21 protein-coding genes and 7 pseudogenes are annotated in these 25,595 nt (G+C 59.0%); 12 read left to right on the forward strand and 16 right to left on the reverse strand.

The annotated features are described in order from the left end of the window. Positions 1-118: 118 nt before the first annotated feature. A pseudogene (locus tag FVF58_RS46630) lies at positions 119-334 on the forward strand (ATP-binding protein); the annotation flags it as partial. A 340-nt stretch (positions 335-674) separates the two neighbouring features. After that, positions 675-1,211: pseudogene (locus tag FVF58_RS53800) on the forward strand (GH36-type glycosyl hydrolase domain-containing protein); the annotation flags it as partial. Between the two features lie 47 nt (positions 1,212-1,258). On the opposite strand, the gene FVF58_RS46640 reads toward FVF58_RS53800, so the two are convergent. Both FVF58_RS46640 and FVF58_RS46645 read right to left on the reverse strand, forming a co-directional pair. Then, the gene (locus FVF58_RS46640; protein WP_149676314.1) at positions 1,259-1,651 is read right to left on the reverse strand and encodes a PRC-barrel domain-containing protein; all 393 of its coding nucleotides are present in this window, start codon (positions 1,649-1,651) and stop codon (positions 1,259-1,261) included. An 817-nt stretch (positions 1,652-2,468) separates the two neighbouring features. After that, complete coding sequence (locus FVF58_RS46645) at positions 2,469-2,675, reverse strand: response regulator (RefSeq protein ID WP_188131178.1); 207 nt, start codon at positions 2,673-2,675, stop codon at positions 2,469-2,471. Here FVF58_RS46645 and FVF58_RS46650 point away from each other — a divergent pair. Continuing rightward, positions 2,660-3,880 (forward strand): thiamine pyrophosphate-dependent enzyme, encoded by a 1,221-nt coding sequence (locus tag FVF58_RS46650; protein ID WP_425469031.1) that lies wholly within the window; start codon positions 2,660-2,662, stop codon positions 3,878-3,880. The genes FVF58_RS46645 and FVF58_RS46650 overlap by 16 nt on opposite strands. Next, positions 3,877-5,004, forward strand: coding sequence for a zinc-dependent alcohol dehydrogenase family protein (locus FVF58_RS46655; protein WP_149676316.1), 1,128 nt, complete (start codon positions 3,877-3,879; stop codon positions 5,002-5,004). The genes FVF58_RS46650 and FVF58_RS46655 overlap by 4 nt, the downstream gene beginning before the upstream one ends. A 672-nt stretch (positions 5,005-5,676) precedes the next feature. On the opposite strand, the gene FVF58_RS46665 is transcribed toward FVF58_RS46655, so the two are convergent. Continuing rightward, positions 5,677-5,949 carry a hypothetical protein gene (locus FVF58_RS46665; RefSeq protein WP_149676318.1) on the reverse strand — a complete coding sequence of 91 codons (273 nt, stop codon included), beginning with the start codon at positions 5,947-5,949 and terminating at the stop codon, positions 5,677-5,679. A gap of 506 nt (positions 5,950-6,455) precedes the next feature. Between FVF58_RS46665 and FVF58_RS46670 the strand changes: the two are divergent. Then, a pseudogene (locus tag FVF58_RS46670) lies at positions 6,456-7,683 on the forward strand (DUF2252 domain-containing protein). 803 nt (positions 7,684-8,486) lie between these two features. Here the strand turns inward: FVF58_RS46670 and FVF58_RS46680 are convergent. The 5 genes and pseudogenes from FVF58_RS46680 to FVF58_RS46700 all read right to left on the reverse strand — a co-directional run bounded on the left by FVF58_RS46680 (position 8,487) and on the right by FVF58_RS46700 (position 12,089). Beyond that, positions 8,487-9,344, reverse strand: a complete 858-nt coding sequence (locus FVF58_RS46680) for a YsnF/AvaK domain-containing protein (protein ID WP_149676320.1) — start codon at positions 9,342-9,344, stop codon at positions 8,487-8,489. 56 nt (positions 9,345-9,400) lie between these two features. Next, positions 9,401-9,877: a YsnF/AvaK domain-containing protein gene (locus tag FVF58_RS46685; protein WP_149676321.1), complete on the reverse strand. Its 477-nt coding sequence runs from the start codon at positions 9,875-9,877 to the stop codon at positions 9,401-9,403. Between the two features lie 37 nt (positions 9,878-9,914). Then, positions 9,915-10,635, reverse strand: a pseudogene (locus tag FVF58_RS46690) (hypothetical protein). Positions 10,636-11,095: 460 nt separating this feature from the next. Next, positions 11,096-11,470 (reverse strand): hypothetical protein, encoded by a 375-nt coding sequence (locus tag FVF58_RS46695; RefSeq protein WP_188131174.1) that lies wholly within the window; start codon positions 11,468-11,470, stop codon positions 11,096-11,098. Positions 11,471-11,708: 238 nt separating this feature from the next. Beyond that, positions 11,709-12,089 (reverse strand): response regulator transcription factor, encoded by a 381-nt coding sequence (locus FVF58_RS46700; RefSeq protein WP_149676322.1) that lies wholly within the window; start codon positions 12,087-12,089, stop codon positions 11,709-11,711. Positions 12,090-12,215: 126 nt separating this feature from the next. Here FVF58_RS46700 and FVF58_RS46705 point away from each other — a divergent pair, with 126 nt between their 5' ends. The 3 genes and pseudogenes from FVF58_RS46705 to FVF58_RS46715 all read left to right on the forward strand — a co-directional run. Continuing rightward, entirely contained in the window at positions 12,216-13,337 is a 1,122-nt protein-coding gene (locus FVF58_RS46705; RefSeq protein WP_149676323.1) for a sensor histidine kinase, read from the forward strand. Positions 13,338-14,260: 923 nt separating this feature from the next. Continuing rightward, positions 14,261-14,797 carry a hemerythrin domain-containing protein gene (locus tag FVF58_RS46710; RefSeq protein WP_149676324.1) on the forward strand — a complete coding sequence of 179 codons (537 nt, stop codon included), beginning with the start codon at positions 14,261-14,263 and terminating at the stop codon, positions 14,795-14,797. A 52-nt stretch (positions 14,798-14,849) separates the two neighbouring features. Beyond that, positions 14,850-15,114 (forward strand): annotated as a pseudogene (locus FVF58_RS46715) (DEAD/DEAH box helicase); the annotation flags it as partial. 671 nt (positions 15,115-15,785) lie between these two features. Here the strand turns inward: FVF58_RS46715 and FVF58_RS46720 are convergent. Further along, on the reverse strand, positions 15,786-16,589 hold the full coding sequence (locus FVF58_RS46720) for a transglutaminase-like domain-containing protein (protein ID WP_149676325.1): 804 nt from the start codon (positions 16,587-16,589) through the stop codon (positions 15,786-15,788). Between the two features lie 17 nt (positions 16,590-16,606). Further along, positions 16,607-17,509 carry a transglutaminase family protein gene (locus FVF58_RS46725; RefSeq protein ID WP_149676326.1) on the reverse strand — a complete coding sequence of 301 codons (903 nt, stop codon included), beginning with the start codon at positions 17,507-17,509 and terminating at the stop codon, positions 16,607-16,609. Between the two features lie 598 nt (positions 17,510-18,107). Between FVF58_RS46725 and FVF58_RS46730 the strand changes: the two genes are divergently transcribed. Further along, positions 18,108-19,133 (forward strand): IS110 family RNA-guided transposase, encoded by a 1,026-nt coding sequence (locus FVF58_RS46730; RefSeq protein WP_149676327.1) that lies wholly within the window; start codon positions 18,108-18,110, stop codon positions 19,131-19,133. Between the two features lie 696 nt (positions 19,134-19,829). Here the strand turns inward: FVF58_RS46730 and FVF58_RS52075 are convergent. Further along, positions 19,830-19,979, reverse strand: coding sequence for a hypothetical protein (locus FVF58_RS52075; RefSeq protein ID WP_188131175.1), 150 nt, complete (start codon positions 19,977-19,979; stop codon positions 19,830-19,832). A 178-nt stretch (positions 19,980-20,157) separates the two neighbouring features. Here FVF58_RS52075 and FVF58_RS46735 point away from each other — a divergent pair, with 178 nt between their 5' ends. Beyond that, positions 20,158-20,421: a hypothetical protein gene (locus tag FVF58_RS46735; protein WP_149676328.1), complete on the forward strand. Its 264-nt coding sequence runs from the start codon at positions 20,158-20,160 to the stop codon at positions 20,419-20,421. Between the two features lie 389 nt (positions 20,422-20,810). Here the strand turns inward: FVF58_RS46735 and FVF58_RS52080 are convergent, their stop codons facing one another. The 4 genes and pseudogenes from FVF58_RS52080 to FVF58_RS46750 all read right to left on the reverse strand — a co-directional run bounded on the left by FVF58_RS52080 (position 20,811) and on the right by FVF58_RS46750 (position 22,622). Beyond that, on the reverse strand, positions 20,811-20,969 hold the full coding sequence (locus FVF58_RS52080) for a hypothetical protein (protein WP_188131176.1): 159 nt from the start codon (positions 20,967-20,969) through the stop codon (positions 20,811-20,813). 129 nt (positions 20,970-21,098) lie between these two features. Continuing rightward, positions 21,099-21,296 (reverse strand): hypothetical protein, encoded by a 198-nt coding sequence (locus FVF58_RS46740; RefSeq protein ID WP_149676329.1) that lies wholly within the window; start codon positions 21,294-21,296, stop codon positions 21,099-21,101. Between the two features lie 65 nt (positions 21,297-21,361). Then, entirely contained in the window at positions 21,362-21,739 is a 378-nt protein-coding gene (locus tag FVF58_RS46745) for a hypothetical protein (RefSeq protein WP_149676330.1), read from the reverse strand. Positions 21,740-21,910: 171 nt separating this feature from the next. Then, a pseudogene (locus tag FVF58_RS46750) lies at positions 21,911-22,622 on the reverse strand (IS6 family transposase). Positions 22,623-22,784: 162 nt separating this feature from the next. Between FVF58_RS46750 and FVF58_RS46755 the strand changes: the two are divergent. After that, positions 22,785-23,504, forward strand: coding sequence for an IS6 family transposase (locus FVF58_RS46755; RefSeq protein ID WP_149676331.1), 720 nt, complete (start codon positions 22,785-22,787; stop codon positions 23,502-23,504). Between the two features lie 79 nt (positions 23,505-23,583). Here FVF58_RS46755 and FVF58_RS55085 read toward each other — a convergent pair. Next, a pseudogene (locus FVF58_RS55085) lies at positions 23,584-24,127 on the reverse strand (transposase); the annotation flags it as partial. Between the two features lie 116 nt (positions 24,128-24,243). On the opposite strand from FVF58_RS55085, the gene FVF58_RS46765 reads away from it, so the two are divergent. Then, complete coding sequence (locus FVF58_RS46765; RefSeq protein ID WP_149676332.1) at positions 24,244-25,269, forward strand: IS110 family RNA-guided transposase; 1,026 nt, start codon at positions 24,244-24,246, stop codon at positions 25,267-25,269. The last annotated feature ends 326 nt before the right edge of the window (positions 25,270-25,595 follow it).

Genomic DNA, 25,595 nt, shown 5'->3' on the forward strand with positions numbered 1-25,595 from the left:
GGAAGGCGATCAGAAAGCCATAGACCGCCTGCTCCAGCGGCTCGAAGATACGCCGACGCCCGATCGGCTTGCCTCGTCAAAGAACAAGAGACGTTGATAAAAAAACCTTCAATTCCACATAATAACCGCCAACCAGCCATTCTCCGGCTGGAATGACGTCTTCCCGGACCCCGGCATGACGGTGGCCGCCATCGACCGGCTCGTCCATCACTCGACAATCTTCGAGCTGAATGTCGAAAGCTATCGGCGCCGCACAGCCAGCGACAAACAGAAAGAGCGCCGCCGTCAATTACCCACTGACACCCCGAACGGAGCGACAACCATGACCCCCTGACGCAGCGACAATCACCTCGGCCGACCGGCCAAGATGTTTGTCGGTAAACCGGACTTCCTGCTTGACGCTATCCAAGCTCCGGACTGCATCTCCTATCCCATTGAAAAAGGCGCCTTAATGTTCGCTTTCTCGCGCATCCTCCGGGGCCATACCTTGTCTTCGCCTTGGGACAGCAACGAGCCAGTCCGCGAGGAACTCTTCGGCGAGGAACGGTTGGCGCAACATGCCCGCAGCCTCGCCGCCGCGCAGAAAATTGCGCCGGGCTCCGCTTCGGCCGGTTCACTCGTCGCACGACTCAAGGACAACCCGCGCTACCTGGTGCGGGCGTATGAAGCGACGGTATCCGCCCGGCGTTCGGGAGAATGGCGGCCAGTACACGCATGCCGCGATGTGGTCAGTGCTGGCCTTCGCCGACATGGGCGACGGCGATCGCGCGGCGGAACTCTTCGCCATGCTGAATCCCGTCAACCGCAGTCGCACCCGAAGCGGTGTGAACCGCTACAAGGTGGAACCTTACGTCGTTGCCGCCGACGTTGACTCGGTGGCGCCCCACATGGGCCGCGGCGGCTGGACGTGGTACACGGGATCGGCGGGATGGATGTATCGGGCGGCCATGGAAGGTGTGCTCTGCATCTGCAAGCAGGGTGACGCATTATCGATTGATCCCTGCGTACCGCGAGCGTGGCCAAGCTTCACAGCGGCGTTCCGCTAAGGCGATACACAGTACGACATCGTGGTGAACAATCCTCAGGGTGTGAGCCATGGCGTGAGCTGCGTCGTCGCGGACGGCGTGCGCCTCGCCGACGGCAAGTCAAGCGTGAAACTGCTGGACGACGGCGAGCGTCATAGTGTGACGGTGACGCTCGGTGAGAGGTAAACGCCCAGACCCAATGCCGTTACCGGTTGCGTTGCACGCGGCGCGGACTAATCAGGCGCGTATCTGAATTCGGGTAGTGCTTTTAGCGATTCTTTGGTTGCGTCGGGCAAACGCATTTGCCGGTCGACGATCTGCAGGCTGTTCCATGGCACTGCGACCAGATGAGTTCCCATGCCGAGAAATCCGCCTACCGACAGGATCGCATAGGGTATCGGATTGTTGGGGCTGATGATCAGATCGTCGATTGTCCCGATCTTGTCCTGGCTGTGGTTAAAAACGGGAGATCCATCGATTTTCGATGCCCGATATCCGGTCGCCAGTTGTACCATGTCAACGTGCTTTGCGTTGATCGGTTGTGGCGTTCCCTGAGCCCCGAGCGTGCCGCTCATGAGGGCCAGGATAAGCAGCGTCGCCAGCAGCGGCGCGATATGGTTTTTCATGTTGAACCTCTCTGTTCGTCTGCTCGTCATCTGTATGTCTGCCATACGCTCGACGTCAACCTGACATCCAGAGGCGAAGCTGGCCCAGTTGCAGGCGGCGCATGAAAAGGATGCTCGCAAGTTGAATTGAAGTCGGTACGGTTCCGTACCTGGCGCTGGGCGGAGCTAACGCACGCTCAATGTCGAATAGCGCAAGCGCCGGGTAGGTCAAAAGCTCATCGCGCACGTTTCAAAAGCCGAGGAACCCCGCGAGCGATTGCCCGCTACCGTGCCGATCTCGACTACCGGCCTCATGATTCCGCCGCTCTATCTCGCCAGCGCCGCCAGCAAATCGGTCCGATCCGGAATGACGCTGCTGCGTTCCTCGCATGAGACGAGCAGGACCTTGTCGCGTTGACGCCCTGACGTGTGGCCGTAAGACGAAATCCCAGTCATCTGATTGTGGGTCCGGGGTATCGGACGAAATGCGATGACCCTCCGAAAGCAGTGTACTGCGGCGGCACACGCGATCGGTGTCAGTCTCTTGTCTACTCGCAACGGGACGGTCACGAACCAAGCCTGAAGTCTCAAACGGGGTCGACCTGAGCCGGTCATCGTCTGGCTCAGTGCGTCCAGCTTGAGCCGCCTGAAAGAATCTGGCATTCGTCCGAAGGAGCACCGGGATGAGACGGTGGCCCACCGCACGTTGAGCAGAAATGGCGCGGGCGACAGAAAACCCGGCGGTCTACGTTTGAGGCTAGCGGCGTGCAACGATGGGCAAGGCGCCCTGTCGGGTGCTTGCGTGATGAAGTGCTCCAGCAGCCACGCGGAAGCAGGCTTATCCACTGGCGTTCGGACCCGTGCCGGGCACCAGACTTTTAAGTAGCGGGGTAAGGCAGACCGGTTTAATCAGGTGATCGTCAAACCCGGCTGCAAGCGACCGCTGTCGATCTTCCTGCTGGCCGAACCCTGTCACCGCGATCATGCGTGGGCGTCTACCGGACGGCAGCGCGCGCAGTTCGCTCGCAAGTGCATTGCCGTCCATGCCCCGAGTTGCCGGAAGACGTGGCGGCCTCGGAATTGAGCGGCGACATCCGCCTGGTTCCATTGCATCCGGTCGAGTTGCCGGTTGCGCGGCAGGCTGCAATCGAACAGGCCGCGATATTGCTGAGAAGCGCCAGGCGTCCTCTTGTCATGTTCGGCGCGGCTAGCAACCGGCCGCGTCTAGCCGGTCAATTGACCGAGTTCATCCGGCGCACCGGCATGCCGTTTTTCAATACCCAGATGGGCAAGGGCACCGTCTCCGCAATCGGTAACGAGGAAGCCTCGGAACTCTGGATGGGCACGGCCGCGCTGAGCGAGCGTGACTACCTTCACGAAGCGATAGACCGTGCCGACCTGATCCTCGCGATAGGCCACGACACAATCGAAAAGCCGCCGTTCATCATGGGGCCCGACGGACCGATGGTCATCCACGTCGGATATACACCGGCAAATGTCGAACAGGTGTTCTTCCCGCATGCGGAAGTGGTGGGGGACCTCGGCCTGAGTCTCGCGCTGCTTGCAGATCTGGTCGAAGGCAAGCTTCCGCACACGGCTGCGTTGGCGCCATTGCGCGAAGGCATCCTGATGCGTACGCTGGAACGCGCGGAGGAATCGCGCTTTCCTCTGACGCCGCAACGCATCGTCCACGACGTGCGGAAGATCATGCCGGCCGACGGGATCGTCGCGCTGGACAACGGCATGTACAAGCTGTGGTTCGCGCGCTGCTACAGAACCCGTAGCGCAAATACGCTATTGCTCGACAATGCGCTGGCAACCATGGGGGCGGGCTTGCCTTCGGCGATGATGGCCGCGATTCTTCATCCGGATCGCCGTGTCATGGCCGTTTGCGGCGACGGCGGCTTCATGATGAATTCGCAGGAACTGGAAACCGCTGTGAGGCTGACGCTCAATCTTGTTGTGTTGATCATTCAGGACGATGCATACGGAATGATTCGCTGGAAGCAGGCCGTCGACAGCTTCGCGGACTGGGGGCTGACTTTCGGGAACCCTGATTTCGTCAAATATGCGGATGCATACGGCGCAAAAGGCAGGCGCATTGAGGCGGCCGAAGCGCTGGCTCCGGCACTGGAAAGCGCATTTCGCGAAGGCGGAGTGCAGTTGGTCATCGTCCCGGTTGATTACTCGGAGAACGTTCGTGTCTTTGTCGAGGAACTGGGCAATCGGGTCACGGAGGTCGCGCAATGAAGATCAAGGCAGCAGTGCTGGAAGCAATGGGCGCAGCGTATCCCTATGCCGTTTCCCGTCCTTTACGTATCGACGAGGTCGATCTCGCACCGCCCGGCGCAGATGAAGTGTTGATCAAGATCGCGGCTGCGGGTCTGTGTCACTCCGACCTCTCGGTGATCAACGGCGATCGGCCTCGCCCCATGCCAATGGCGCTCGGACATGAGGCCGCAGGCGTCGTGGTGGAACTGGGAACGGGTGTCACCGATCTCCGGATTGGCGATCACGTCGTGGTGGTGTTCGTGCCGAGTTGCGGTCATTGCGCGCCTTGCGCCGAGGGCCGGCCCGCCTTGTGCGAGCCGGGCGCTGCGGCGAACGGCGCGGGCACGCTGCTCTCCGGCGGGCGTCGCCTCACGCGTAGTGGGGAGGCATTGAACCACCATCTTGGATGCTCGGTATTTGCGGAGTACGCGACCGTATCGCGGCGCTCGGTCGTCAGGATCGATGCCAGCGTGCCGCTCGACGAGGCCGCGCTGTTCGGATGTGCCGTGCTCACGGGCGTCGGCGCAGTGGTGAACACGGCGCAAGTCCGTGTGGGCGGGTCCGTTGCCGTGGTCGGTTTGGGAGGAGTGGGCCTTGCGGCACTCATCGGCGCGCAAGCGGCCGGCGCTCGCCAGATCATCGCGGTCGATCTCTCCGATGCGAAGCTGGACCAGGCGCGCGCTCTCGGCGCTACTCATACTGTCAACGCGGGTCGCGATGAGGCCGTCGAGCAGATCCGGGCATTGAGCTCGGATGGGGTCGAGTTTGCGTTCGAATTCCCAGGCGCCATTCGCGCGCTGGACCTCGCTTATCGCATTACCCGTCGCGGCGGAATGACCGTTACGGCTGGGCTGCCGCCTGCTACTGCGCTTTGGCCACTGCCGGCAGTGAGTCTGGTTGCCGAAGAGCGCACATTGAAGGGCAGCTATATCGGCACGTGCGTGCCGGCGCGCGACATTCCCCATTACATCGATCTTTACATGCAGGGCAGGCTGCCGGTGAACAAGCTACTCACGGGCCATCTGACGCTTGAAGAGATCAATCATGGTTTTGATCTGCTTCACGAAGGCAAAGCGATACGCCAGGTGGTGGTGTTTGAATAGTGTCGAGCGAGCAGGATAGCTCTTGCGGACTGATCTGCCTGCCAGCCTTGGTCGTCGGAGAGGCAGGCAGACCCATATCGCGTCTCAGTTGTTCACGGGCCGTTTGACGGTTGATCCGGTTGACACGTGAGCCCATTGATTCTCTACGTGAGTGGTTTGACCGACGAGTATCTCGGGCAGCCGTCGTCCGGTTACAGCAAGTTGAAGAATCTGTCCGACCTGGCGCCGCAGCGGACCTACATACGGCGGGCTGCCGTGACGACGCAGGCAGCAGGCTGGATCGCCAGCGTCATTCTTTCCTCGTCTTCAGTTGTTCGGGCTGCGGGTCACGGCCGCGTTGAGCCGGCGCCCTCGTGCGCGCATCTGGGGGCGTCAGAGAGGTCACGTCGTCACAGCAGCACGTATAGACCGGAAACCCGTATGAATTCGTGCGGATGATGGTCGTTGGTCCGTGCAGCGGACACACCGCGTTCGCGTTCATGGCGCCTCCTGAAAGTCATGATCTAGCGGCTATAGCGTACATCTTTAAGGCTCAGCAGTGCATCAGCCTCCGCTATTTGAATCGGAACCTCCTGGGGAATCGCCCGGTCCGCTTACGGCGCCGCAATCGATACCAGCACGCAGCGGTTGCGGCGAGCGTGTCGCGCCTGGCCGTTCTCACACCAACGGATGCTATGGCGTTCGCGCCGGCAGGTTGCCGGCAGGGTTACGATGATCAGGCCGTGGCTGGGAACCACGATCGTCTGCCCCCCGATTCTGACGCACACTATTATCGCTCGAGGCGCTGTTCTTCGCCGGCGCGGCAGCCGGTGCCATACGATTCAAGGTTTGCAATTGCAGCAGTTTTAAAGGCCGGTTGTTGCTCTGCTCCGCATGGCCGGTACCAGCCACACAGCACGCGCAAACGAAGCCAACCGTCAGCTTCCATTTTGTCAACATCGTCATGGTCGTCTCCATCCAGGCCCCGTGCTTAACGCGCCGGTCAGTGCCTATTCTTGACGCCGGGACACTGCAGGTGCGCAGCGTTTCGCACCAGAACGCGAGTCGATGGCTTCGAAGACCAAGACCGACAACGGTCATGCAGCAAGGTGCGTGCCGCGTGCGGACGGCCAACTGCGCCCGTGATTGATAGCGGATGGACGAGTAAAACACCATATTCTCCACGTGCGGATGGGATAACCCGCGAAATGGGAGCGGGCACAAGTCATGCGAGAGGGTAGCGTTTCATCGCACGTTTGACCGTGATGAGGCTAACAGCAGGTTTGATGCGTCCGCTTGCGAGCGGCATCGCACTGCGGAGGAAATCCGCTACGCTTCAGGCTGGGTGCTCACCAGCGGTGGACCGTGGTTCGGTGACTCGATGTCGCCGCGTTAGGGTTCTAGGCCTGCTAACAAGAATCGCACCTCCGTCGAATCGCAAACAGAAACTCGCATGCTCTCTGGAAAACGCCATGGCCCAGAAAACGGGTAACAAAAGGAAGGTGCCTGACTTCAAAAATCGGCAGGCCGTGCTGACGGCGCTACGTAATGCGAAAATGGCCCGGTCCGCGCACACTTACGTTCGCGGCAACACGATGCAGTTCTATGAATGGCTCGAGACCGGACACAGTCAGGCATTGCCGGAGGGTCCTCCAATATGGATGTGTGGAGACTGCCACACCGGCAATATGGGCCCGGTTGCTGATGCGCAAGGTCGCGTGGAGATTCAGATCCGCGATCTGGATCAGACGGTCATAGGAAACCCGGCGCACGATCTGATCCGGCTCGGCCTTTCGCTTGCCACGGCTGCGCGCGGCTCCGACCTGCCAGGCCTCACAACGGTTCACATGATGGAAGCGCTCGCCGATGGATATGAACGTGCGCTCGAGCGGGAGTCCAAGGGCAAGGAAATCGATCTGGCAAAAAAGCCAGAAACCGTGCGCGTTGTCATGAAAGAAGCAGTGCGCCGTTCGTGGAAGCATCTGGCCGTCGAGCGTCTGGAAGATATCACGCCGACGATACCGCTAGGCAAGCGTTTCTGGCCCCTCGCCAAGGATGAAGCAGTCGAAATAGCGGCGTTGTTCGAGAAGGGATCCATAAGTCAGCTTGCGACCAGTCTGCGGGCGCGAAAAGATGACGGCCAGGTATCGGTGCTCGATGCCGCCTATTGGATCAAAGGTTGCAGCTCGCTCGGCCGCTTGCGCTATGCAGTGCTTCTCGATGTCGACGGCGGTGTTGTCGAGGGGGATGATCTCTGCCTGATCGACATAAAGGAGTGCCTGAAGGCGGCGGCGCCGCGATATGCGGGCACGAGCATGCCGAAAGACAACGCCGAACGTGTCGTGGAGGGAGCACGGCATTTATCGCCATTTCGGCGAGAGGATGCGTGCGGACCATTTGCAGAACCGTGCGGTGGTGATTCGGGAACTGCTCCCTCAAGACATTAAACTCGAGATTGATCAGCTGAGCCAGGCGGAAGCGATGGACGTCGCGCGGTATCTGGCGCAGGTCGTCGGCAAAGCGCACGGGCGGCAGATGAATCACCGCACTCGCGCCGCGTGGCTCAAGGAAGTGCGGCGGGGTCGCTCGAAAACCATCGACACGCCCTCCTGGCTTTGGAGCAGCGTTGTCGAACTTCTCGGTAGCCACGAGGCGGCCTATCTCGAACACTGCCGTCGGTACGCGTTAGCGACGGACTAGGTCCAGCCTGTGTTATCGCCCGGTCCGGTGAATGGTACGCGAAGCCTTCTTTTGTCCCGCCGCGATCCCGGTTGGGCGCGCCACGACCTTCGGAATAAGCGAGTGCAAAAAACCCGTTGTTTGCTTAGATCCGCTGTGCCTTCGAAGTCGCCAACGAAGAGAAGGGGCATGATCCCGTTGATAGCGACACGCCTGACGGCATCGGGGCGCCTGCAGGGCGACGCCTGCATCGGCGTGCGACGCAGCGATTTTCCTCAGCATGTGCTCGGGTCCTAACGACTGCCCACATGCCGGGCACCACGACGTACCCAGAAAAGGGGGCATTGAGGTCGTCATAAATTCCGTTGTGAGATCGCTCTCGCAGCGTTGCAAGTTACCAGTGCGACCGGCCGTCGTCGTATCTACTCTTAACGATCGAGCCGTGCTGACCGAACGGATAGCTGACGCGAGCAATCGTACGCAGTGCCGTGACATCCTCCAAAGGAGCGGTGCGCAGCGACATTGTCAAACTGCCAATTTTCGGATGCACAGGTCAACGTCGCGCTTTCTTCTTCGGCTTCGGTTTCGGTTTCGGTTTCGGGGGCGTCAACGCAGCAGTCCAGAAAGCCGCGGTTCCGCGTTTGGCTGCTGCGGTTGCGTGACCTCTCGCCGAGCCCGCCACCGTATTCGCCCCGCTCAGCCACATGCTGAGAAAGGGGTTCTTTTTAGTCCATGGATTTTTCATATCAGACTCCATCAAGGAAGCATTGGGCGGGCAGCCGCGTCAGCAGCGACTTGCTGCCGACGCGGCCCGCCGATTGTCGTTATAGTCGTGTCACCGGAAGCGAGCCTGCCTGGTCGCCGGGCAAACCGGACTGCGCGCCTTCGACACGCTCGATTTCCACTTCTGTGCCTCTAAGCGTCTCGTTGATTGTCTCTGTGCGCTCCGAAGCCTCCTTGCCGACCGTCACTTCCTCGACCACGTGAGCAGTCTTGCCCACAACCGCGTGTTCGGCTGTTTCGCGCACTTCGACGGATGCCGTCTTCAAATCCTGGGCTGTGGCAATACGGTCCACTGGACGTCGTTCGATTGTTGCGTGCTCTTCACGTAAGGTGACCGCCTCGCTGACGGGAGTTTCGGTAGCGCGTGAGTAGACGCGTACACCACCTGTCTGCACCTCGCGCTTGCCCACCTCGAGCGACTCGCGCACAACGGCGAAGGACTGCTGCTCGGCTGCCGTTTCGTCCGCGGAGTATTGCGCCGCACTCGGGTCGTATCCCTCATAACCCGTGTTCTTCCAGTGGGAAACGCGCTCTTCGATATCCATCGCGCCAGCCTGGTGCAGTGCAGAGCGAACCGCTATCATCTGTGCTTCATCAAGCACGGTCACGGTAAGAATGGCGCCGCCACGGCGCACGGCTTCCTGATAATGGCCGACCTCGGCAGGGTGTTCGCCGCCGCCAAAAAGGTGGCCAAAGAAACGGCCGATCTTGTACGACGCACTCTCTTCGGTGTGTGCGGCTGATTGCTCAACGCGGGTTTCCTCCGTCAGTTCATGAGCGGTCTGGTTGTTCGCGTGAACTTCCATATTGCTTCTGGCAATCCCGGTCTGCGTCAACTGTTCCAGCGCCTGATCGGCCTGTTCAAATGAATCGAATACACCTACGAGGACCTGTGACATTTTTGTACTCCAAGAGTGTGAGTGGCCTAACTTCAGCCTGACTGAACTTCCATTCCTTAAAGCGCTGACTGCTCACCATCTTCGGAGGACGGTGCCGCGGGTTGCGGGCTCCAGTCTCCATCTGTTCCGGTTCGCCGCTCCACTACGACTTCCTGCCGTTGCACTTCGGCCTCGTGCACGCTCGCTTCTTCGATTTCCTGGAGGCCAATCCGGATTTCTTCCTTCAGCATCAATTTCATTTCGGTAACCGGAACATATTCGAAGACCGGGACTACCAGAATGTTTCCTTCCTGGAACGGCCCGAATTCGGCATCGACCATCCGGTTCGCGGGGACGCGCTCAATCGTGACCACACGACGCCTGACGACAACCGGTATCTCTTTCAGGTCTTTGTGGACGATGGTTCGAACCCGGACGGTTGCCGTTTCCTGCTGCTCGACATCGACACGCAGCCGCTCTTCGATTGCAGTGACATTCATCGCGGCAGCGGGTGATGCGGGTCCCGGGCCGGAGGCGTCTTTGTGGTCGGCCATGGCGGCTCCTTCAACGGTTTGTCAATGACCCCCCCGATCAGACGGCTCGTTGGCCCGGCATTGCGCGGTCGGGGGCGCGTCGCGAGAGGACGTCATCGCTCGATGCACCGCCGGATTCTTCGAACGGCGGTTGATGACGAAACCCTGCGTGGCCTGAAACAATGGAGATAATTGCACCGACAACGAGTGCTGCAAACGAAAACCATGAAGCCCGTGCTACGCCGCGTGCTGCGGTATCTGCTGCCTGACGTGCGTCGGCTTCGGCTTGCGGACTTGACGCTTCAGCTGTTGTGGCAGAGGCAATTGCGCCTTGTATCCGTTGCGTCACTGAGCCCGCCAGTGTCCCGGCGGCTCCCGATGGATTTGCTTGCCGCACCGACCGTCGCACCGGTCGACGCTACGCTTCCAGCTGCGCTGACCGCACTTCCGACGAGGGACGTGGCGCTATAGAAAACCATGAGAATCATGACCGCCCACGCAAGCAGCCCATGAAGCCATCCGAGCACCGGCGCGCAGCGGCCCGCGAAGTAAGAACCGATAAAAACTGCGATGACCGTCATCACGATGAGATAGGCGCCGGAGCCGAAGCCAAAACCCTGTAGTGGGTTGGGGCGAGACAGCGGAGAGAGCGCAGACATTCCTATCGCGGCACCGAGCACGCTGAGGATGAGGTACAGGGTCAGGGAGAGAATGACGCCAGCGATGACGGCACCCCATGACACGCGCGGTAGACCGTCATGGGTAGTGAGGAGTCGCATAGATAAGTCCTGAACGGTTGGAGTGCGTGGATTGACAGGAGCGAGTGCTCCGATTGATGGCAAAGGTGATGGCGCAACGGGCGTACCTGGCTGTCAGCTCTCAGCGCGTTTGCCAGATTGAGGTTTGGAATCAATGTGGGTGGATGCATATGCGTAGATCCCCCTTGGGCACGGCGACTGCCGCGCAGAAATTACTTTGCACAAGCGGCGCGCGCGCACGTGCGAAACTTTCCTTTGATAACTCCGCGTTCAAGGTTGGCGCTTGAGCTGCAACGCGCGGCGCGGACTTGATCATGCGGAAGGGTCGGCGATGCAACCATTAGCCGTTTGAGACCCTAAGTGCTTGCCCTTTTCGATCAGTTTCCATTTGAACTGCGACCTACACCGATTGCGCGCGAAGCCCCGAAAACCCAGCATGGCCGTTAACCCGTTTGTCGGGACCCGGCAAAGCCGTTCCTTCTCATTGGCCCTTGGTGCACGGGGCCACTCTCTTTGACAGCGTTGTTCCCTCGGAGCGAACCGTAACCTTTTCAGGCCGATCCACATACAGCATCGGGGGTGTTTTCGTCCACTCTCTCGGGTCGAAACTGCGTACAGCGGACGCGGCACCCTGATTTCCCCGTCGCTCGACGTCCTGCGCGAGGAGTTCCCGGAAAACGCCCAACCCCGGCACGCCGTGCAACTGGCTGAACCCCTCAAGCACCTCTGCGATAGCGAGGTTCAATGTCTCCTGTTTGCGCGTACTGGCGATATGCGAACTACCCCTTGCCAGCTCCAACATGTATGTCACACGGCCCAGCGTCATCGCGGTGCCCGAGATAGTTTTCTTCAGCATTCCAGTTCCCCCGTTCTACTTCAATAAATCACTCTCACCGGCGCAAGGTGGCGTCCGTGGAGCAAATTTTTCGTACGATTGAGCGTAAGAACATTTGCCGGCAACAACAGCCATCTATACCGCAACGACGATGATGCTTACAAAATGCTTGGATCGGTCATATACGCCTGGTCAATCGCGCCACGGAAGCAGCCGCGCAGTGCTGCTTTCGATTTTCTTTCCCATAGGACGTCCGGTCTCAAATGGTTGGGCGGGACGCTATTGCAGCCAGAATGACCGGTAGTCGGGCCGGTTTTACAAAGTGGTGATCGAAGCCGGCCTTGAACGATTCCGCTTTTTCTGCGGGCGCGTGCAGTGCGGTCACCGCCAGCAGAAACGGGCGGGGGGCGAAACTCATGCGCCGGATTTCTTTCGCCACCGCGTGGCCGTCGACTCCGGGCATCTGGATATCGAGTATCACCACGTCGGGACGCCAGGCGTAGTACGCAGCGAGCGCGCCTACACCGTCTACAGCCGTCTGAATGGCGTAACCGTTAGCCTCGAAGAACAGCACGTAGGCCGCGAGCAAGTTCGGATCGTCGTCGGCTATGAGCAAACGCCCAGCTTTCGCGAAGGACATTGGATTCCTTTAGGTTGCCCAATTTCACGCAATTTTGGGACCCGATAGAATAAAGGCAGCAAATCCGCGTAATCTAGGTTCAGGGAATGCTCCATACTGACTGTTTCCGCTTCATTGAGGACAAGCATGCGATTGGCTGACTTCATTCTGCGTGACATGGAAACGATTCTGGTCCAGTGGGAGGCGTTCGCCGCTACCCTGTTGCCGGCAGCCGTGGGCATGAAATCGCTCGCTTTGCGCGACCATGCGCAACAGATTCTGCAGGCCATTGTGAAGGACCTGTCGACGGCCCAGACCAGGGAAGCGCAAGTCGAGAAATCACTAGGGCTCGCCCCTGTACCTATCGGCGCTTCGGAGACAGCTGCGCAGACGCACGCCCTTCTTCGGGCACGAGGCGGTTTCGACATCAACCAGTTGGCTGCTGAGTACCGCGCCTTGCGCGCGAGCGTCCTGCGCCTCTGGATGGACGAATGTCAGCACGACGCCCCACACCCGGACGATGTCATCCGTTTCAACGAGGCTATCGACCAGGCGCTTGCGGAATCGGTCGGGTATTTCAGCTCGCAGGTAGATCAGGCCCGCAATCTTTTTCTTGGCATGCTCGGGCACGATATGCGAAGCCCACTGCAGACCATCCTGATGACGGCCCAGTATCTGACGGCGCTGAACGCTGGAGATCAGGTATCGGTAGCGGCATCCCGCTTGATCCGAAGCGGCGCGCGCATGCAGGCCCTTCTGAGCGATATGCTGGATTTCAATCGTACCAGGCTGGGTTTGGGGATCGGTATCTCGCCCACTGATGTCGACCTCGAGAAACTGTTTGCCGACGAGCTTGATCAGTTGCGGGCAGCGCACCCGGACTGTCGTGTCGATCTGGACGCGAAAGGAGATTGTCGAGGAGTTTGGGACGGCCGCCGTCTGCAGCAGTTGCTCGGAAACCTGGTGTTGAATGCGATCAAATACGGAGCGCCGGACGCACCAGTGACAGTAATAATGACCGGCGACGAGCAGAACGTTCGTTTCGAGGTCAGGAACCGGGGGCCGGCCATGGATCGAGAGACTCTGCATCGAATCTTCGACCCGCTTCAGCGGGGCCTGAATCCTGAAGACTCCTATAGCGCCGACGGCAATCTGGGGCTTGGACTCTACATCGCGCGCGAGATTTCCAGGGCCCATGGAGGTGAGATCGACGCGTGGTCCAACGACGGAGAAACGGTGTTTATGGTGCGTTTGCCCCGTAGTCACTAGCGGTCGTGGCAGGTCCAACGATCGGCAGTCGGCATGCCTTTGCGTGAGAGCTGAACAGGTTATCGAGCGCGCAGATGCATCAACGACGCATCTTCAATTGCGCGTTTTTTAACCCTGCTTGTCACTTCTACGAACTGCAAGGCTTCGTGGTTACTCACTTGCCCAGCGAGCGTCGTTTCGTGGCTCGCCGGGCGCTCCCGAGACCATCGCTCGGATCCAAGCATAAATCGTTGACAGCGGATTATCGGCCAGTTCGCCTGGATGTCGGTTGTCGAGAAGTCCGGCTGTCCGCTCAGGGTCCGATTGCAGCCGATCGCGCAACGCGAACGCAAATCCAAATGGCTGCTCGATGTTCGCCCTGGGTGGCGTGTGAGCTTTTTAATTTGCCGACACGCTGTATCAGATGACCGCAACTTCGCATGACACTGTGAAGTTCATCTCCCGTAAAGACTCCCCTCGGAAATCGATTTCGAGTAAAGCATGCAACTAACCGTCCGGCACATCTGCGTGCCAGTCAACCGCAAACCCGTCTCCAGTAGGGCAGGCCAAATCTACACCGCTAATTGTCCAGGCGGACTATATCTGCTGCGCTGCGCGGCCTGCTTCCCTGCGGAGACGGACGGCAGGATCGATCACATGATGGTACAGGAGCAGGGGCTTGACGAACGTGCGAAGGGTGTCGACCGCTACCGGACAGACATGCCGCGCCGGCGGTGAGAAAGTATTAACGGCAAAAATGGTGAGTTCATTCTTATCAGCATTGCAATGCGTCCAGCAGAAGCGAACCGAATTATCGCGGCGATCCGTCGGGTTTGACTTTGCGCATTGTTGGTTCGGCCGCCACCAGGCATATGGCTTGCTCGACATAGAGTCGGCTGCGGCATTCCGTCCAGGAGCCAAACGGCATCACCCAGGAGACAAGCATGGAAGCGACAACGCAGGACAATACAGAGACGGGCTCCAGTTCGCCGGACGCGCTGGCCATGCTCGAAGCAGACCATCGCGCAGTCGAAAAACTCTTCAGGGCGTTCGAGAAAGCCGCTGACGACGACCTTGAAGCGAAGGCCGGACTTGCGCAACGCGCGTGCGAAGAGCTGTCGATTCACGCGATGCTCGAAGAGGAGCTGCTTTATCCGGCCGCTCAGGAGGCCTTGCCGGACAGCGACAAAATCGACGTCGAAGAAGCGTATGTCGAGCACTTTCTGGTCAAGACCCTGATCGCGAAGTTCGAGACCATGAAGCCGGGCGACAAGGGCTTCGACGCAACTTTCAAGGTGATGAGCGAAATGGTGGACCATCACGTCGAGGAAGAAGAGGAAGAACTCTTCCCGGAACTGCGCAAGTCGAAATGCAATCTGCGCGCACTCGGCGACAGGATGGCGAAACGAAAGGCGGAGTTGCAAACCAAGCTCGATAGGGCGGGCAGCAAGGCGGTGGGCGACAAGACCGCGACGCTCTGAGTTTGCAGCGGAAGAGCCTGTCGCGCACGCTAACGGGAAATAGAAAACATTCATGACGCTAGAGCAGCGGCTTCGCAGCATGCGCAAGATGATGCGTGACATGTTCGGCATCGCCCGACTACGCGCCGGACAGGAAGACATCATTCGCAACGTGCTGGAACGGCGCGACACGTTGGCGACGATGCCAACAGGCGCGGGCAAATCTCTGTGTTACCAGTTGCCGGCATTGCATCTCGACGGCGACACTGGTCGTGTCGCCGCTCATCGCGTTGATGAAAGATCAGGCGGACAAACTGCTGGCCGCGGGCGTCGAGTGTTGAAGTCCTTAAAAACTGCTAATCGTGTCCATCGATTACGCTAATGTAAGACTGTAATTTGGCCCCGCAAGATAAGGCATAGCAGCGGTTTCGCACGCCGTTCCAGGCGTTGCGTTTCAGCAACGCACGCATGCTCGGATGTCCGATGATTTTGCTAACGCGTTCGTCGTGTCCGCTAATTCGGCTAATGCGGTTGTAGAGGAGCGCGATAGGTGCATTCGCTTGAAGCGGCAGCAAGTGCAAATACCGGAGGTCATTTTTTTTTGATCTTCGGAAGGTGCCATCTCAGTGCGCAGATCAAAAACGCCATACGGTACGGCACTTTGTGTGTCACATCAGGGGGCCTTCAACATCCTCTTGTGTGAACGTTGCGCAGCGCGGCGCCGTCCTGCGCATAGTCAGTCGTGTCGGGCAGTGAGTTCGCGTCGCGGTAGAAAAGCCGCGCTAGCAGAATTAATGGGCACGATTAGCGCTCCAAAGGACATCATTAACGGAATTTGCGAACTTCAACAGATGGCGACGGCAATAGCGGTTGCCGAAACGGCCGTTGCCCCGCAGGGCGATGCCCGACAGGCCTTACGCCGACTCGTCGTGGTCAGGCATACCTGGCGGCCGAGGCATGATGCTGTGAAGGCGCACTGTCAACACGGCGGCGCCTCCCAGCTGGAGTCTCACTCGGGCGCACAGTGCACGTCGAATTTCACTAGTTTCGTCGGACCGAAGGTATTGCTGATCGCGACGTCGGCGGCATCGCGCCCGCGCGCCATCAACACGCGCCCGGTGCGCGGTGCATTGTTGCGCGGATCGAAGGTCTGCCAGCTGCCCCCGACATATGCCTCGAACCACGCCGCGAAATCCATCGCACTCCAGGGCGGTGGCGTGCCGACATCGCTGATATAGCCGGTGCAGTAGCGCGCCGGGATATTCATCGCTCGACACAGCGTGACCGCCAGATGCGCGAAGTCGCGACACACGCCCTTGCGCTCCTGCCACGCCTGAAACGCGGTCTTGGTCGACCGCGCGAAGTGATAACCGAACGTGATGTGACGAAACACATAGTCGCAGATTGCCTGCACGCGGTCGCGTCCAGGAGGCGATTTGCCGAACAGCTGCCATGCGATGTCGGAGAGCAGATCAGTCTCGCAATAGCGGCTGCCAAGCAGAAACACGAGACTCTCAACGGGCAATGCTTCGACGGGAACCTGATAGGTGAAGGGCTCGAGTGTTTCGGGCTGGTCGGAGATGTTAAGGAGCGCCGTGGTGGAGAGCGAAATTCGCCCTTGAGGCGCGACGATCCTGCTGCACAGATTGCCGAAGCCATCGCGGTACTGCGTAATCGGCACTGGCGGGTCGACCCTCAGCAGATCGGCGCTCAGTACGTCCTGCACACGGGAATAGTGCGTGTTGAGCATCAACAACATCGGTGTCGGCTGCTCGCACTCATACACCAGTTCATAGCCAACGCGGAGTCTCATCGGAACAGCCTTTACGGTTAAGAGTGCGCAGACTGCGTGGCGGTGACATCGGGTTCTTCGGTCACGATCACTTCGACATCGAGACCGCGGAACGAGTGCATCGCGCCGTGCCAGGTGCCCCATAGCGGCAACGCCTGGTAGTAGTTCCATGCGACGGCAACACGGATCAGATGCCGATTGCCGACGATACTGTTGGTCGGATCGAAGTCGACCCAGCCTGCGCCCGGAAGGTAGATCTGCAGCCACGCGTGCGTGGCGCCTCCGCCTTGCGTGGCATCGTGATTGGGCACAAAGATATAGCCGCTGACGAAGCGCGCCGCGAGACCGAGCGAACGCACCGCGTCCATCATCAGCACCGCGAAGTCGCGACAGCTGCCGCTGCGGTGCCGCAAGGTATCGCCCGGGCGATTGACGCCTTTTTCAGTGCGCCGTACGTAAAGAAATTCGTTCTTGATTTCCAGCGCCATCGCGCGCAACAGCGCCATCGTGCCGGTCTTGCCGTGCGGCGCAAGGAATCTGCGCGCCCATGTATCGACTTCGTCGTCGGGATACTCGCGATTGCGCGCGTTCACCAGATCCGATGCTTCTTCGTTCGTGTAGGCGAAAGGCCATGTCGCCGCGTAGCCTTCGAGTGAATAATCGGGTAGCGGCGCTTCGTAGTGCTCGAGCGTCACTTCGCTTTTGAAAAGCAGTTCCGTCGCTTTGCCTTTGAACGTCGCGATCGCGACGGAATTGTCGAAGACGTCGTGCAGCCAGTGCAGCCGCACAGGTGTCGGCGTGATCAACAACTCCATGGTGAGTAGACGCAGATCGTGGCTCGCCCGCGGCCGGAACATCATGCGATGCTCGCCGAAACTGACCGGTTCCGAATAGCGGTACACGCTTACATGCCGCACGCTCAAGCGTTGCGGCGCACTCATTGCGCTTCACCGGGCAGGTTCGGGGGACCCGTCAGGGGAAGGGAAAGTGGAATTGCCGTGATCGCTGCAATCGCCATTTCCGTCATTTCGCCGTCCATGAAAACCTGCCGCGACAGCACGAACTGGGGCGACCATCGTGGCCGGAATCTCGTGAGCCACCTTGCGCCTTCCGGTCGTTTCCGCTCGTTTTACGGAGAGCGCTCTTTAGTCAGCATACACGAGCCATATTGGTGGAAATCACCTGTTTTTAGCGTTTCGAAGGCGCGTGAACGCTTGACCTCGCGAAGGGGGCGGTTGTGCGCTGGGAAAGGAGCCTGTCTAGCCGCTCGAGCGAAGTACAGTCGTCACTTCGCGTTAGCGCGAATTAAATTTGTCAGTGCGCCGGGAGACCGGCAAGGAGTAATGAGTGCAAGTCTCTTACAACGAAGGTCTAGCAAACCACGTTGTCCCCGAGTCATGCGCAGTATGTCGCGAGACATGCGGCGAAGAGAATGAAAGGGACTTCCCCGTCCCGAGGCTGCGGCGGAAGCCGGGAGCCGGCACTAACGTGCCATGATGAGGTGCAAGCCATCATCAACACCAACAGGAGGGGAAGTCCATGCCTATTGTTACCGTCGGAATCGATCTCGCCAAGAACGTGTTTGCCATCCACGGCGTGGATGAAGCAGGCAAGGTGGTGTTGCGCAAGCCGCGAGTCATGCGTGACCAACTGGTAGCGGTGATCGCGCAGTTGCCGCCTTGTTTGATAGGCATGGAGGCTTGCTCCGGCGCGCATCATTGGGCACGTGTATTCCAGCAGCATGGCCACACGGTAAAGTTGATGGCCCCACAGTTGGTAGCGCCGTACCGGATGTCTGGCAAACGAGGCAAGAATGACGCAGCGGATGCTGCAGCTATCTGTGAGGCGGTGACTCGGCCCAGCATGCGTTTCGTGCCCGCCAAGGACGAGCATCAGCAGGCGACGCTTTGCTTGCATCGAACGCGGCAAGGATTCATCGAGGAACGCACTGCAACGTACAACCGACTGCGCGGTTTGCTTTCGGAGTTTGGTGTTGTGCTGCCGCAGAGTCCAGAGAAGCTGCGCAAGAGCATTGCGGATCATCTGGACGACTTGCCCGGCTGGGCCAGACAGAGTATCAACGACCTGCTTGAGCATGCCGGCCACATTGAGGACCGCTTGGTCATCTACGATCGCGCGATTGCTGGGATTGCGCGCGAAGACGAGCGCAGCCGGCGGTTGATGCAACTGCGCGGTGTCGGCCCGACGACAGCTAGCGCTCTTTTGGCCAGCATCGGGAGTGGACACGACTTCAAGAATGGGCGTCAGGTAGCGGCATGGATCGGATTGACGCCAGGACAATACAGCAGTGGTGGCAAAGAACGGCTGGAGACTATCACCAAGGCCGGTGACGCATATCTGCGCAGTCTGCTGGTTCTTGGAGCCCGATCCATGATGGCCAGCCTGGGAGAAAAGCAGGACCGGCTCAGCCGCTGGGTACGAAGCCTCGTCGAGCGGCGCGGCTATTGGCGAGCGGCCGTTGCGATTGCGGCCAAAAACGCGAGAATGGCTTGGGCCATTCTGAAATATGGTGAGGACTTCAAGCTTGAGCCGAGCAATGCATAATTTCCCTTCGGGCAGGCAATTGGAGGCAGATGGAGAGCTGAATTTGAAGAACACCATGAGCGAATAGAAACGATCACTTTGCACTGCCAGCGGTGATGTGAAGCGGGTTGGACCCGTGCGGGGCGTACCTGACCTGTCAACTGGGAACTTAAATCCCGGAAAGCGAATGAGGTCCTTGCGCGCGTCTTTCATCAGGGTCCGGGCCGTTGGCTCAATATGACCGGTTGTAGTTACGCAGTCCTTCACCTTCTCACATGACGTCGGCAAGGCAGCAAATTGCGATAGAAAATCAGTAGAACCCTTGCGCTCAGCGGGGAAGCCCTTGTAGACGACAGGGGAAAACATGCGGTTTCCCGCGTAACTTCTTGTAAGTGCTGACGCGACCAGCGCTGGCCGCCTCCTGGAATGACATTCTGCTTCGTTGCAGCCAACAGCACTGTTAGTGAGCGCACAAGCTGTTGGTATGCGATCAGCCACAGCTGTGTTGCGGGCGTTGCGTGGCCAGTGGGGACCACCTAGACCGTATGGCAATGGAGATTGTTGCGTGACACACGTCGAGAGCGGGTGCGGTACGATGGTGTGGCATCGAGGGAGGCGAACATGGCATGGGGATGTCAACCGACCACGGCGTCAGACCTAGGGCAGCGACTGTCCGAGTTGCGGGGGGAAGCGCTTGCGGGTGTGCACGGTCGGTATTCAGGCGATCTGTGCGGGAAAGTGCTTGACCTGATCGACCACGCCGAACGGCTTCTTGTGCTTGATGCCTTCGATGAAGAAGCAATGGTCGTTTCTAGACGGCTTCTCGACGACGGGAACCCCCGTCTCGCGCTGGAGAAGCTGGCTCATATAATCGAACCGCGTCTTTTAAAGCAATCGCCCTGACGGCGGGTGGGTCAGGATTCCGTGCAAATCGACACGATTCGGTTTGGGCGGACGGCCCGTCAACTCGGGCGGTGTCCTCTGCGTTGACGATCTGATCGGCTATGGAATTGCGATCCCCCAAAATCGCGAATCGAGCGCTTCAATGAAAAGAATCTACGCGTATAAAGGCTTCGAGGTCACCGTGGAGCTTGAACCAGTTTGGGAAACTGCGGGGAGCGTCACTTTGCTGCCACCACGCGGCTTCATTGCAGTCGTGCATATTCGAACGCTGGGAGTTACTCGTCCCACGGTTGCGCCAATACGCCTGACGGCAGATAACCAGCGGCCCTTCTCGACGGAAGCTGCGGCGCTTATGGCGGGGTACAGCGCCGGACAGCGGGTAGTAGACGACACGCTTTCACCTTGAACACAGTCCACCGCGATTCATAGCGTGCTTGAAAACGACTTTGGGCGCTATGCTGCCGCTTTCGCGTGGCGGGATTCGACAGATTCACGCCGTGCAGCGGCGGCCTGATCCAATCTAGCGAGAAGAACTGAGGCTTGGTCAGTGATTCGCCTTGGCGTATCGGGGAGCGTCAACATTGCGCGGATGCGCGTCCGCCAGTAGTCTAGCTCCGCGACGGCGCTTGTCGGTGCGAATGTTTCGGGCCGTAGACGTTCCAAGTGGAAAATCATAGACTTGATTTGATCCAGTTCGTTCTGCGCTTGAACATGGGGAGCCATAGGTACGACCCTTTCGAATTTCCGTTTTTGATCCAACGCTAGATTCGCGAAAATCTCGCTGCCAAGAACCGGTCAACGCCGAGACCGGGTCCAGCGGCACCAGTCGTGGTGGTCCAGGTTCCTGAGCAATTCCGCACGACGATGTTCGCGGCGATAGTGGCCGATCACGGCGATTGCCGCGATCACCAGCGCGAACGTACCGACCACAATCCCCATCCACGATTCGACCATTGCAGCCTCCATCGTCAGGTCCGGTCCGCAGTCGCCGACCGCTTGCCGTCAATTTCCGAGATGACTTTCCTGCAACTGCGCTGCGCGTCCCGTCAGCGCCGCCATCTCAAGCTGGCCGCGCGAACGCACTCAGTGAATCCGCGCAACAGCCTTCAGTACGGCTTGGCCCTGAGGCGTGATGCGGGGTTGCCGGTGCCCTGGCGCCAGCATTTCGAAAATGACTAGTTGATGTTCCAGCACCGTGCGAAGCTCCGCACGGTCCGCTTCGATCTGATCCGGCGCGTCCTCGACCAACATCAGCGTGGTCAATTCATGCGGACTTAGCACACGGTCCTCCTTGCGAAGGGATAGTTTCTGGGCGGAAAACCCGACCGAACCAATTAAATTTTTAATTAGAGAAAACATTCTAACTTTGTTAAATTGGCATCCGAAAGGCTTCTTTTATAGGTATCTGCCCTAATTCCGTTGGCGATGAAGGCCAAACGCATGCGAAATTTATGAAAGACAGAGCGACAATCGTATGCAGTAGCGAGCGTGTCGGAACTTTCGAGGATGACGGGACCGATGATGGTCTTGTCTAGCTTTGAGCGCGTCAGGATCGAGATATCGATCTTCCCCGTCTGGCGATCGAAGTAGGCGCGTCGCGTGGCCGCCGATTGTTCGGCCTTGGCTGATTTCGAGCTGCGGATATCGTTGAAATCGAGCGTGCTGGTCGCGATGCCGCGCCAGGAGACGCACGTTCGCGCACTCGATCGCGTCGTTAGATGCATAACGCCAGGTCGGCTGTATCGCGTCCTTCCGTCTGCGTGTCACAAATTGGTGTGCTGCGGTCCGTGATACTGGTCACAACTGGCAGGGATGGGTCGTCGACCGTCGACTGGATGGCTCTGGTGCAAATAGGCGATATGGACGAGATGTTTTGTTATATAAAGGACACCTGATCAGGCAGACAGGACGGCCACCCAGACTGCGGGCGCAGCGGTATCTTTGAGGCGGAGTTTCGCGAGGCTGAATTGGCCCTTGCGAATACGATGTACCAGTTCAATACCTGAGAGAGTGATCGCGGCGTTCCGGAAACGTTTGAAGCCGAGCATGACTTTCGTCCGGGACTTGATGTTGCGGTGGTCCTGCCAGATTATTGAGATATTTCGAGGATCGGACCTTCGTGTCCTCCGGCAGCAAGCCATCGGCCTTCATCTCGCGCACGGCGCGGTGCGAGGCGGCGTAGCCATCAAGCGTGATGGTCTTCGGCGGCTGGCCTTGATGTTTGATTGCCTTCCTGAAAAACGCTGTTGCCGCCTTCACGTCGCGCCTGGCGCTGAGCATGAAGTCGACCGTCCGACCCGCCCGATCCACCGCCCGATAAAGATAGACCCACTTGCCGCGCAGCTTGAGGTAAGTCTCGTCGACACGCCACGACTGGCCGGTGGGCCTGCAAAAGCGGTTCCACCGTTTGACGAATTCCGGCGCAAAGCGACGCACCCAGCGCAGGATTGTCGTGTGCGCCAGCGACAGACCCCGTTCCGCCATCATTTCGACCAGATCGCGCAGGCTAAGCTTGTAGCGCAGGTACCAGCGAACACACAGAATGATCACATCGCGGTCAAAATGACGGCCCGCGAACAGTTCCTCCAGACTCTTCAGCTTGCTCATCGGCGGTTCTCAATTCGTTCAGACCGACACCTTAACCGATTCGCCCCTGCGCTATTTGCACCAGAGCCCGATGGAATTGGATTGCAGGAAAATGGCGAGGGTTGTGGTGCAATTCCGGCGCGTCCGGTCTGTTACTCTTGAGCTTTTGACGACCACGAGCCAATGAGCAAGCTGAAAGATCTCGAATGGTTGTTCAACGGGCGTCATTTCGATCGCGAAGTCATCGTCCTTTGCGTGCGTTGGTATCTTCGCTACAAGCTCAGTCTGCGTGATCTTGTCGAGATGATGGCTGAGCGCGGCCTGACCCTCGCCCACACTACGATCCTGCGTTGGGTGAAGCGCTACACGCCGGAGTTCGTCAAACGCTGGAATCGGTTGGCTACGACAGCCGGTCAGTCGTGGCGGGTCGACGAGACCTACGTGAAGATTCGCGGCAAATGGGCCTATCTCTACCGCGCCGTTGACCGGGCGGGAAAGACGATCGATTTTTGCCTCAGCGCCAGGCGCGACGTGGCGGCAGCAAAGGCGTTCTTCGCGAAGGCAATCAGGACTCAGGGACGCGCTCCTGAGACGATCACGCTGGACGGCTACGCGGCATCTCATCGGGCGGTCCGCGAGATGAAGACCCACGGGTCGCTACCCAGGCGAACGAGATTGCGATCCTCGAAGTACCTGAATAACCTGATTGAGCAGGATCACCGCCACATCAAATCGCGGGTGAACGTGATGCTCGGGTTCAAGCGGTTCCGCAGCGCTGCCGTTACCCTCTCCGGCATCGAACTGATGCATCGCATTCGCAAAGCCCAGTTCGATCTCACCAGCATGCACCTCAAAGATACCACTTCGCCCTCGATTTGGATGGCGGTTCTTTCAGCTTGCTAAGGTATCCGAAACATGGGCGATTTCTTGCCCGCCTACCGAGTTTGCACCACAGCCTTTGGTGACGACTTTACTTCGCTCTACGGCATGCCACTTCGTGTTTCTGCCAGGCACCGATGCGCTTCTCGAGCTGATTGATAGCCGCTTCGGATGCGTTGACGCGGCGCAACTGTTCGAGAAGATTTAGCGCTATTGATCGAGGTAGCGCGCCCTCAAGGTCTGCCATGCGCTCCCTGATTTCCGCCAGTCCCGCCACGCGTCCCGCGCGAAACGTCACGCCAAATTCATACAGCAACCACGAAGCGGATTTATTTGCTTCTTCCGGAACTTGACGCGCAATGAGCGCATGCGGTGCAGACTAAGCATCACCTGCTGTGACCGGCGTGGACGCAACTGCGCATGCATGGTTTCTGCACTGCCGTCCGGATCGCTCGGGCGTATGCCGCGGCGGTCTTGTTGGTTTGCACGAAAGGTCGAATGAACTGAGCACGACTCGACCGACGGGGCGCCGTGCCAGAAACGCGATTAAGTCATCATGGCCGAACCGCCGATTCGCGTTCTCGCCAGTTTTGGGCGTCGACCCAGTACAGCTGGAACACCCGTTTTGCAATGTCGAGTCCATATATTCGTCTGGGGCCTCCGTTCCTCAAGTGGTTGTGTCGCAACTCCGCTAATGGGATGGTCCACCCCGCCCCGCTGGACAGGTTAGGCTGGCAGTGTTCATCCCGAACTGGAGACCATCATGGACGCCGTAACGCTCGTGGGTATCAATCTGGGCAAACACAGCTTTCACCTGCATGGGCAGGACGCTAAAGGCAAGGCTGTGTTCCGTAAAAAGGTGAGCCGCAAGCAACTGATCGAATTCTTCGCGACGTTCCATGCCTGTACCGTGGTTATGGAGGCCTGCGCCGGTTCGCATCATATGGCCCGCAAGCTGGCCGAATTCGGACACGCGGTGCGCCTGATCTCGCCGCAGTTCGTCAGGCCGTTCGTCAAGTCAAACAAGAATGATTTCGTCGATGCCGAGGCGATCTGCGAAGCAGCGTCGCGCCCCGCCATGCGATTCGTAACCCCGAAGACGGAATCGCAACAGACGCTTTCAGTGCTGCATCGTGTGCGTGAGTCGATGGTGCGCGAACGCACCAGAACCGTCAACCAAATGCATGGATTTCTCCTCGAGTTTGGCATCAGTCTGCCAGTGGGCAACGCCACCGTCACACGTCTGCCGGCCGTGCTCGCCATGCAAGAACTGCCGCCCCGACTAATTGCGATTCTCGAACGCCTCCACGGGCACTTCAAGTACCTTGAGGAACAGATTGGTGAGATTGACCAGGAGCTCGCACGTCGGCTCGCTGAGGACGAGGTTGGACAGCGCCTGATGAGCATCCCGGGAGTCGGCCCCGTCACCGCGAGCGCGTTGGCCGCGAAAATGGGCGACGCAAAGCAGTACGGCTGCAGTCGCGATTTTGCGGCATCGGTTGGGCTCGTTCCGCGGCAATACAGCACGGGCGGCAAGACCAATCTTCTGGGGATCAGCCGACGCGGCGACAAAAATGTCAGGCGCCTGCTCGTCCTGTGCGCCCGAGCCTACATGCGAGGCCTGGAGAAACGAACCGGTCGCCTGGCAGACTGGGTTCGCGCAATGCTCGCGCAGCGGCATTCAAACGTGGTGGCGTGTGCGCTGGCCAACAAGCTGGCCCGGACCGCCTGGGCCATTGTTGCGCGCCAAACCACATTTGACGCAGGGTTCTCAAGCCATCCACTCTGAACGGGTACAGCTTTACCATTGCTTACAAAGCATCCAACTGGTTTTGCGACGACTGAAAATTGATGACGTGAACGGCATACCGGCCTGCCGAAGAACCTGAGTGCCAAAGAGGCTTTTCGAAGCCGATCCACTGTTAAGGATCGTCAGGCGCGAATCTCATCGTGGCGCGGAGAGCAATCCCCACAACGACGCCGAATAGATTTAAGCAAGCCAAACTCGCCATTGAAAATCAGGGTTGCAAAAATGGGGTGGACCATAGCTTTGGCACATTGATGCCGTGCGTTCCTGGTGGCCCTCAATCGTGCCAACTTCGCTGAAGGGGGGCG

This window comes from Paraburkholderia panacisoli (assembly GCF_008369935.1).
Taxonomy (GTDB): Bacteria; Pseudomonadota; Gammaproteobacteria; order Burkholderiales; family Burkholderiaceae; genus Paraburkholderia; species Paraburkholderia panacisoli.

Bases quoted from the DNA above. Each gene is read 5' to 3' on its own strand.
- FVF58_RS46725 (WP_149676326.1), bottom strand. From the start codon at position 17,509: ATGAGTGCGCCGCAACGCTTGAGCGTGCGGCATGTAAGCGTGTACCGC.
- FVF58_RS52075 (WP_188131175.1), bottom strand. From the start codon at position 19,979: ATGAGCCAGCTTCTCCAGCGCGAGACGGGGGTTCCCGTCGTCGAGAAG.
- FVF58_RS46695 (WP_188131174.1), bottom strand. From the start codon at position 11,470: ATGCTGAAGAAAACTATCTCGGGCACCGCGATGACGCTGGGCCGTGTG.
- FVF58_RS52080 (WP_188131176.1), bottom strand. From the start codon at position 20,969: ATGGTCGAATCGTGGATGGGGATTGTGGTCGGTACGTTCGCGCTGGTG.
- FVF58_RS46705 (WP_149676323.1), top strand. From the start codon at position 12,216: ATGCGATTGGCTGACTTCATTCTGCGTGACATGGAAACGATTCTGGTC.
- FVF58_RS46745 (WP_149676330.1), bottom strand. From the start codon at position 21,739: ATGCATCTAACGACGCGATCGAGTGCGCGAACGTGCGTCTCCTGGCGC.
- FVF58_RS46735 (WP_149676328.1), top strand. From the start codon at position 20,158: ATGAAAAGAATCTACGCGTATAAAGGCTTCGAGGTCACCGTGGAGCTT.
- FVF58_RS46755 (WP_149676331.1), top strand. From the start codon at position 22,785: ATGAGCAAGCTGAAAGATCTCGAATGGTTGTTCAACGGGCGTCATTTC.
- FVF58_RS46680 (WP_149676320.1), bottom strand. From the start codon at position 9,344: ATGTCACAGGTCCTCGTAGGTGTATTCGATTCATTTGAACAGGCCGAT.
- FVF58_RS46765 (WP_149676332.1), top strand. From the start codon at position 24,244: ATGGACGCCGTAACGCTCGTGGGTATCAATCTGGGCAAACACAGCTTT.
- FVF58_RS46720 (WP_149676325.1), bottom strand. From the start codon at position 16,589: ATGAGACTCCGCGTTGGCTATGAACTGGTGTATGAGTGCGAGCAGCCG.
- FVF58_RS46665 (WP_149676318.1), bottom strand. From the start codon at position 5,949: ATGACGATGTTGACAAAATGGAAGCTGACGGTTGGCTTCGTTTGCGCG.
- FVF58_RS46655 (WP_149676316.1), top strand. From the start codon at position 3,877: ATGAAGATCAAGGCAGCAGTGCTGGAAGCAATGGGCGCAGCGTATCCC.
- FVF58_RS46710 (WP_149676324.1), top strand. From the start codon at position 14,261: ATGGAAGCGACAACGCAGGACAATACAGAGACGGGCTCCAGTTCGCCG.
- FVF58_RS46645 (WP_188131178.1), bottom strand. From the start codon at position 2,675: ATGGACGGCAATGCACTTGCGAGCGAACTGCGCGCGCTGCCGTCCGGT.
- FVF58_RS46640 (WP_149676314.1), bottom strand. From the start codon at position 1,651: ATGAAAAACCATATCGCGCCGCTGCTGGCGACGCTGCTTATCCTGGCC.
- FVF58_RS46685 (WP_149676321.1), bottom strand. From the start codon at position 9,877: ATGGCCGACCACAAAGACGCCTCCGGCCCGGGACCCGCATCACCCGCT.
- FVF58_RS46700 (WP_149676322.1), bottom strand. From the start codon at position 12,089: ATGTCCTTCGCGAAAGCTGGGCGTTTGCTCATAGCCGACGACGATCCG.
- FVF58_RS46730 (WP_149676327.1), top strand. From the start codon at position 18,108: ATGCCTATTGTTACCGTCGGAATCGATCTCGCCAAGAACGTGTTTGCC.